Below are 6,256 nucleotides of genomic sequence, written 5' to 3' on the forward strand. Positions count from 1 at the left end.
CGTGAGACAGTTCGGTCCCTATCCGCCGCAGGCGCAGGAAACTTGAGGGGGGCCGTCCCTAGTACGAGAGGACCGGGATGGACAGACCGCTGGCGTACCAGTTGTCCCGCCAGGGGCACAGCTGGGTACCCAAGTCTGGGAGGGATAAGCGCTGAAAGCATCTAAGCGCGAAGCCCGCCCCGAGATGAGGTTTCCCGCGGAGTTAATCCGGTAAGACCCCTGGAAGACTACCAGGTAGATAGGCCGGGCGTGTAAGCCGGGTAACCGGTTGAGCGGACCGGTACTAATAGGTCGAGGGCTTGATTCCGGCGGTGCCTCCGCTGTGAAGTTTTGAGGGAGCAGGGAAACACCCCCGCAATTACGCGGGGGTGTGTTTATTTTTTTACCTTCCCGTTTTCTTCTGGCCGTATTTGTAAAAAATGTACTCCTTGAAATCCCTGAGGCTCTGCCTGGCTTCATCGGGCAACTGGGAGAGCATTTCGTCTTCCTCAGAGGGCGCACAGGGAAAATAGTTAGGGTCCTGCTCCCTCAAAAGAGGGATCTTCTTATCCGTTAAACCCAAAAGGAAATCCGCGGATACGTTGAAAAACTCGGCCATGCGCTTGAGCATGTCCGCATCCGGCTTGCGGGTTCCCTTCTCGTACTGGGAAATAGCCGTTTTGCCCACCCCGAGAATTTTGCCGAGCGCTTCCTGGGTAAGTTTCCTTTCATGCCTTAAAAGCCGCAGGCGCTGGCCGAGCAAGCAATTTCCCCCCTAAATATCCTCCTCCTCATTATATCACAATGTGTGAACTTTGCAAGTAGTGCTTGACATTTATCGCCACGTGAACTAGAATTTAGATAGTTAGCGTGATGTGAACAGGGGGGGGGTGTCTTTTATGAGAGCGGGGTTGAAGGCGGCGAGAAAAGAGAAAGGGCTCACCCAGGAACAGATGGCCCGCCTTTTGGGTTTCCGTTCGAAAAGCCACTACTGCATGATTGAGAACGGGCAGCGGGGCGTCTCCGTAGAAACCGCCTTGCGCATTTCCGAAATCCTCGGTAAGTCGGTTAAGGAGTTGTTTACCAGTTAGTTGAGAAGGGAGATTTGAAAATGGACTTGCTGTCTATACTGCTGGAAATTGAGCGCTTGCGACGGCGGCTGTACAGGATAAACCCGCAGGACAAAGAAAAGCTTTTGCGCGCCAGCCGCCGCCTTGACAGGCTGGTGGTCAAATTCCAACGGCATATTTACGAGTACTATTACCCGCGGTCGTCCTGACGGCGGACAATTTTTTCTCTTATAAAGCGGTGAATTTTATCCAGTGAAGGCGGCGAAACGTAAAAAACCTGGATGTCCTGCGGAAACTGCACGCCGTGGTCTTCACGGATGAAGAGAAGGCCTGCTTCTTTACTGCCGAGCGTTTGATCAATCCGGCGGGAGATATGCTCGTACCTTTTCTCGCTGGCCTCGCGGTAAAGCCTGCTGAGCACCTCAAAGGCCCTGTGTCCGACCACCACCTGCAGGCAGTTGCCCCAGTCCATGACTTCCGTGAACAGTTCCATGTCCTCCAGGGCTTCCAGGGTTGCGCCGTGTCCAACCCTTTCCTTCACCATAGGGAAGCTTTTTTCATAAAACTTTTCCAGCATGCTTAGCCCGGCATCGCCTCCTACGGCCAGGGATTCATGGTAAATTTTTTTCGCCGGCCCCAGTTTTTGCTCCAGTCCCCTTACCTGCTGCTCCGCTTCCTGCCAGTAGGCATCGATAATTTCCCGCAATTCCGCCGGTATTTCTTTGGGGAGATATACAAGGGGTACCAGGTAAATCTTGCGCTCTCCCCGGTATTTTTCAACCTGGGGTTTTTCAATTTTGCCCAGCACCTCGCCCATGTTTGACCTCCTCCCCCAGGAAGTATACCACAGCATTGCCGGTAGGAAAACGTGCCCCCTTGGCGAAAAGTGACAGTGAGAGAGTGATAAAAAGCTCCGGGGGAGTTTTTATGCTGGCCATAGTTAAAAGCACGGCCCTGCACGGCTTGTGCGGGTGCCTGGTGCAGGTGGAAGTGGATGTAACCAACGGCCTGCCGGGTTTTGAAATTGTCGGCCTTCCGGGCCCGGCGTGCCGGGAGTCCCGCGACAGGGTGAGGTCAGCCCTTAAAAACTCCGGCTTTGAGTTTCCCGCCCGGCGCATCACGGTAAATTTGGCCCCGGCGGACCTCCGCAAGGAAGGCCCTCTCTACGACCTCCCCATTGCCGTAGCCATCCTGGCGGCCACAGGGCAGCTTGATCAGGCTGCGGCAAGCAAGTTTGTTTTTCTTGGCGAACTTTCCCTCAACGGTACCGTGCGGGGCGTTGCCGGCGTCCTGCCCAATGTGCTGGCGGCCAGGGAGCAGGGCGTCAGGGACGTAATAGTACCCCTGGAGAACGCCGCCGAAGCCGCCCTTGTGCAGGATATGCGCGTCTACCCGGTGGAGAGGCTGGACCGGCTTTGTGCCTTCCTGCGCGGCGAAGAGGAAATCCGCCCGTACCGCGTCGACCTTGCCGCCTTAATGAAGAAGGAGGGAGACGGCGGCCCGGACATGGCCGACGTGCGGGGCCAGGCGGCTGCCCGCCGTGCCCTGGAGGTGGCGGCTGCCGGGGGGCACAATATCTTGATGGTCGGCAGTCCCGGTTCCGGGAAGACCATGCTGGCACGGCGCCTTCCCGGCATCTTGCCGGATCTCACCTTCGAGGAGGCCCTGGAGATTACCAAAATTTACAGCCTCGCCGGTCTCTTGAAGCCCGGCTTTCCTTTGATTACCGAGCGGCCCTTCCGCTCTCCCCACCACAGCGCTTCCACGGTGGGTTTAATCGGCGGCGGCCGCCAGATTCGCCCGGGAGAGATCAGCCTGGCCCACCACGGGGTGCTTTTCCTGGACGAGCTTCCGGAGTTTCACCGGGATGTGCTGGAAGCCCTGCGGCAGCCCCTGGAAGACGGTGTGGTCACCATCTCCCGTGCCGGCGGCACGATAACCTACCCCGCCAGCATCATGCTTGTGGCCGCCGCCAACCCCTGCCCCTGCGGGTTCCTGGGGGATAGCACGCGGCAGTGCCATTGTACACCTCACCAGGTGCAGCGCTACCTGGGGCGCATCTCCGGACCCGTGCTGGACCGCATCGACATACACATCGAGGTGCCGCGGGTAAACTACGAAGACCTGGCGGGTTCCCTCCCGGGCGAACCTTCGGCAAAAATTAAAAGGCGGGTGCAGGAGGTCCGGGAAATACAGCGGCGGCGCTTTGCCAAAACGCCGACTTCGTGTAACGCCCGCATGACTCCGGATCAGGTGCGCCGCTTTTGCGTGCTCAGCAAAGAGGCCAGGGCCTTAATACCTTCTTTCTTCCGCCACCTCAATTTGAGCGCCCGCAGTTACGAGCGCGTGCTGAAAGTAGCCCGCACGGTGGCCGACCTCGAGGGGAGCGAGGTCATCGAGGCGGCGCACCTGGCCGAAGCCCTGCAGTACCGCAGCTTGGAGGGGCGGTACTGGGGGTAAAAGCAAAAAGGCCCAGGCCTGATGATGGGCCGGGGCCGAAAAAGGCAACAGCATTATTCCCTTAAGCCTAGGATGGTCACCGCGGCGGTGGTGCCGGCGCCGCCTAAATTGTGGGCCAGCCCCAGGCGGGGGTTTTTCACCTGATAGCCGTCGGCCCTTCCCTGGAGCTGCTTGGTAACCTCCACCAGCATGCGGCAGCCGGTGGCCCCGATGGGGTGGCCGAAGCATTTCAGGCCGCCGCTCGGATTTACGGGAAGCTTACCGTCAAGAAAGGGCGTGCCCTCGCGCAGGAACTTTACCCCCTGGCCTTTTTCGCAGAACCCCAGGTCCTCGTAGTTGAGAATCTCGGTGATGGTAAAGCAGTCGTGCACCTCGGCAAAGCTTATTTCTTCCCGCGGGTTTTTGATGCCTGCTTCGGCATAGGCCATGCGTGCGGCATCCCGCGTTGCGGGAAATCCCAGGTAGTCAAAGCCGGGCTGGTACATGGGCAGCATGGTGTGCACCGAAAGGGCGTTGGCCTTCACCAGCACGTAATCGTCCTTGTGACGGCTGGTGCGGGCCACCTCGGGGCGGGCCAGGACCAGCGCCGCGGCACCGTCGGACACGGCGCAGCAGTCATAGCGCCCCAGGGGGTAGGCTATCATGGGAGCGTTTACCGCCTCCTCAACGGTTATCTCCTTGCGGAAGTGGGCGCGCGGGTGGGCGGCACCGTTGTGGTGGTTTTTTACGGCCACCAGGGCCAGGTCTTCCTTGGTCCAGCCGTGCACGTGAAAGCAGCGCGTGGCGGCCAGGGCAAACATGCCCGGCGCCGAAACCGCACCGTAAACGGGATGCCCGATTTCACCGATGCCCGGAAGGCCCCGGCTGCCCTGATCCAGGATCTTTTCCACCCCGCAGGCCAGCACTATGTCGTAAGCTCCGGAGGCGATGGCAAAGCAGGCGTTGCGAAAAGCGTCCATCCCCGACGCGCAGTAATTTTCCACCCTGGTAATGGGCCGGCCGAACCACTTTAAGATATCGGACACCGTTGATCCGCCGCACCCCGTGAAGTCGTAAAAAATGCCCACCCAGCCGGCCTGCACATCCTGGAGGGTGATGCCGGCGTCCTCGAGGGCCTCGTAGACGGCCTCGATCAGAAGGTCCTCGGCGTCCTTGTCCCAATGCTCACCAAACTTGGTGTAACCCACGCCGATGATGGCTACCTTATCTTTTACGCTCATCCTTTAGCCTCCTCTCCGGCCGGCACTTCCAGTAATAGTTGTGAAAGCCGCCGCCGCGGTGGACGACGCGCAGTACCAGCTCTACCGGCAGGTCGATGCGGATTTCCTGGGGATAGCAGTCCGTGCCTTCCAGGAAGACCCTCCCGCCTCCCTCCAGGTCCACCACCAGGCGCGGTACGGGGGTATAGCTATAGTCCCCGTAAACCAGGTGATCCAGCGTATAGGTAAAAACGTGCCCCCTTTTAGCCAGCCGTACCCGCTCGGACTGGTCTTTGGCCCCGCACGAAAAACAGGCGCGCCCGGGCGGGTACTGGACCGTGCCGCAGCGGCGGCAGCGGGCCCCGTAAAAATTGAGCAGTTCCCGGCGGTCCCGCCAGTATACAACTGGAGAGGATTTGGGATTGTAGGTTTCTCGCCCCCATAACTGGCGCGCCTTTAGGTAACTACCGTAGCTCTCCAGGACCTTTTTCGTGGCCAGGTAATAGGTAAGGCTGCGCCCGTAGCGGACCCGCCCGTTAACAACCAGGCTGAAGGCGTCGCTGCCCTCCCCCCAGCTGGCCAGCAGGATCCTTTCTCCCTCACGTGCCTGTTCCAGGGCGGCGGCCAGGAGGAGCAACGGCTGGCCCGCACCGGCGTCCCCCACCTTATCCAAGAGGGGGTCCTGTACCGCCGTTTGCCGGGGGTCGATCCCGAGGCGCTTGATTACCTCCCGGAGGCCACGCAGGTCGGGGGCGGCAACGGTGGCCCGGTGAAAGTCCTGCGGCCCGAGCCCTGTTTCCTGGAAGAGGTGCCCTACGGCAGATGTTACGGCGGGGACGTAGCCACAGGACAGCTCGTGTTTCGTCTCAAAGCTGCGCGGGTAGCGGTCCTTTTCCGTTCGCCAGGTGCCAATGAATTCGTCGTTTACCGAGGAGAACTTTTCTATAACGGCACCTGTGCCGCCCGCGGACACAACTACGGCAGCCGCCGCATCTCCAAATAGTTGCTCGGCCTGGGTTTCCGGCTCGGCGGGGCGGCAGTCGGCGGCCACTACCAGTATGTTGCGGGCCGCACCGCTTTTCACAGCATCGCATGCTGCCCGCAGGGCCGCCGTAGCCGCCCGCAGGCCGTTGGCAAAATCGGCCGTTAGTATGTGCGGAGGCAGGTCTAAAGCCGCTGCTATGGTCACGGCGCACTGCTTTTGCCGGTACGGCGGCGTGGTGGTGGCAAAGAATATACCGTCTATTTCTCCCGGGTTCATGCCCGCCAGCGCGTTGGAGCCTGCTTCTACGGCCATGGTGATGCTGTCCTCATCGCCGCCGGCAACGGCGCGCTCACCCTGTATGGAAGGCATGTTCCAGGCCCGGCCGATAACTTCCCGGGGTAGCCGCCAGTAGGGAATGTAAGTGCCACAGGAGGTTATAACCGCCACGCTTGCACCTGGTTCAAAAAACCCGACCGTTTTGAAATCCCAGTCGAGCCGGCCCCCAGACCAGGTATTCGCCTCCTTTCCGGATACTTGATTTGCCCTCCGAGGGGCAGGGCGAC

General features: G+C 60.0%; 7 protein-coding genes and 1 rRNA gene. 4 read left to right on the plus strand and 4 right to left on the minus strand.

What is annotated here, in order from left to right:
• A 23S ribosomal RNA gene (locus G454_RS0114290) occupies positions 1-307 on the plus strand; the annotation flags it as partial.
• A 75-nt stretch (positions 308-382) separates the two neighbouring features.
• Here the strand turns inward: G454_RS0114290 and G454_RS0114295 are convergent.
• The gene (locus G454_RS0114295) at positions 383-742 is read right to left on the minus strand and encodes a helix-turn-helix domain-containing protein (protein WP_027719148.1); all 360 of its coding nucleotides are present in this window, start codon (positions 740-742) and stop codon (positions 383-385) included.
• 136 nt (positions 743-878) lie between these two features.
• Between G454_RS0114295 and G454_RS19435 the strand changes: the two genes are divergently transcribed.
• Together G454_RS19435 and G454_RS21075 are read left to right on the plus strand one after the other, a co-directional pair.
• Entirely contained in the window at positions 879-1,070 is a 192-nt protein-coding gene (locus G454_RS19435) for a helix-turn-helix transcriptional regulator (protein ID WP_035108015.1), read from the plus strand.
• A 20-nt stretch (positions 1,071-1,090) separates the two neighbouring features.
• A complete protein-coding gene (locus G454_RS21075) occupies positions 1,091-1,258 on the plus strand; it encodes an aspartyl-phosphate phosphatase Spo0E family protein (RefSeq protein WP_156896829.1) in 168 nt (55 codons plus the stop codon).
• Here G454_RS21075 and G454_RS19440 read toward each other — a convergent pair.
• Positions 1,240-1,866 (minus strand): hypothetical protein, encoded by a 627-nt coding sequence (locus G454_RS19440; RefSeq protein WP_051276494.1) that lies wholly within the window; start codon positions 1,864-1,866, stop codon positions 1,240-1,242. The genes G454_RS21075 and G454_RS19440 overlap by 19 nt on opposite strands.
• 110 nt (positions 1,867-1,976) lie before the next feature.
• On the opposite strand from G454_RS19440, the gene G454_RS0114315 reads away from it, so the two are divergent.
• Positions 1,977-3,509, plus strand: coding sequence for a YifB family Mg chelatase-like AAA ATPase (locus tag G454_RS0114315; RefSeq protein ID WP_027719149.1), 1,533 nt, complete (start codon positions 1,977-1,979; stop codon positions 3,507-3,509).
• A gap of 53 nt (positions 3,510-3,562) precedes the next feature.
• Here the strand turns inward: G454_RS0114315 and G454_RS0114320 are convergent, their stop codons facing one another.
• The gene (locus G454_RS0114320) at positions 3,563-4,729 is read right to left on the minus strand and encodes an acetyl-CoA acetyltransferase (RefSeq protein WP_027719150.1); all 1,167 of its coding nucleotides are present in this window, start codon (positions 4,727-4,729) and stop codon (positions 3,563-3,565) included.
• The gene (locus G454_RS0114325) at positions 4,713-6,140 is read right to left on the minus strand and encodes an OB-fold domain-containing protein (protein WP_027719151.1); all 1,428 of its coding nucleotides are present in this window, start codon (positions 6,138-6,140) and stop codon (positions 4,713-4,715) included. The genes G454_RS0114320 and G454_RS0114325 overlap by 17 nt, the downstream gene beginning before the upstream one ends.
• Positions 6,141-6,256 lie beyond the last annotated feature (116 nt).

The sequence above is a fragment of the Desulfovirgula thermocuniculi DSM 16036 genome, from assembly GCF_000429345.1.
GTDB lineage: Bacteria > Bacillota > Desulfotomaculia > Desulfotomaculales > Desulfovirgulaceae > Desulfovirgula > Desulfovirgula thermocuniculi.

Bases quoted from the DNA above. Each gene is read 5' to 3' on its own strand.
- G454_RS0114320 (WP_027719150.1), bottom strand. From the start codon at position 4,729: ATGAGCGTAAAAGATAAGGTAGCCATCATCGGCGTGGGTTACACCAAG.
- G454_RS19440 (WP_051276494.1), bottom strand. From the start codon at position 1,866: ATGGGCGAGGTGCTGGGCAAAATTGAAAAACCCCAGGTTGAAAAATAC.
- G454_RS0114315 (WP_027719149.1), top strand. From the start codon at position 1,977: ATGCTGGCCATAGTTAAAAGCACGGCCCTGCACGGCTTGTGCGGGTGC.
- G454_RS19435 (WP_035108015.1), top strand. From the start codon at position 879: ATGAGAGCGGGGTTGAAGGCGGCGAGAAAAGAGAAAGGGCTCACCCAG.
- G454_RS21075 (WP_156896829.1), top strand. From the start codon at position 1,091: ATGGACTTGCTGTCTATACTGCTGGAAATTGAGCGCTTGCGACGGCGG.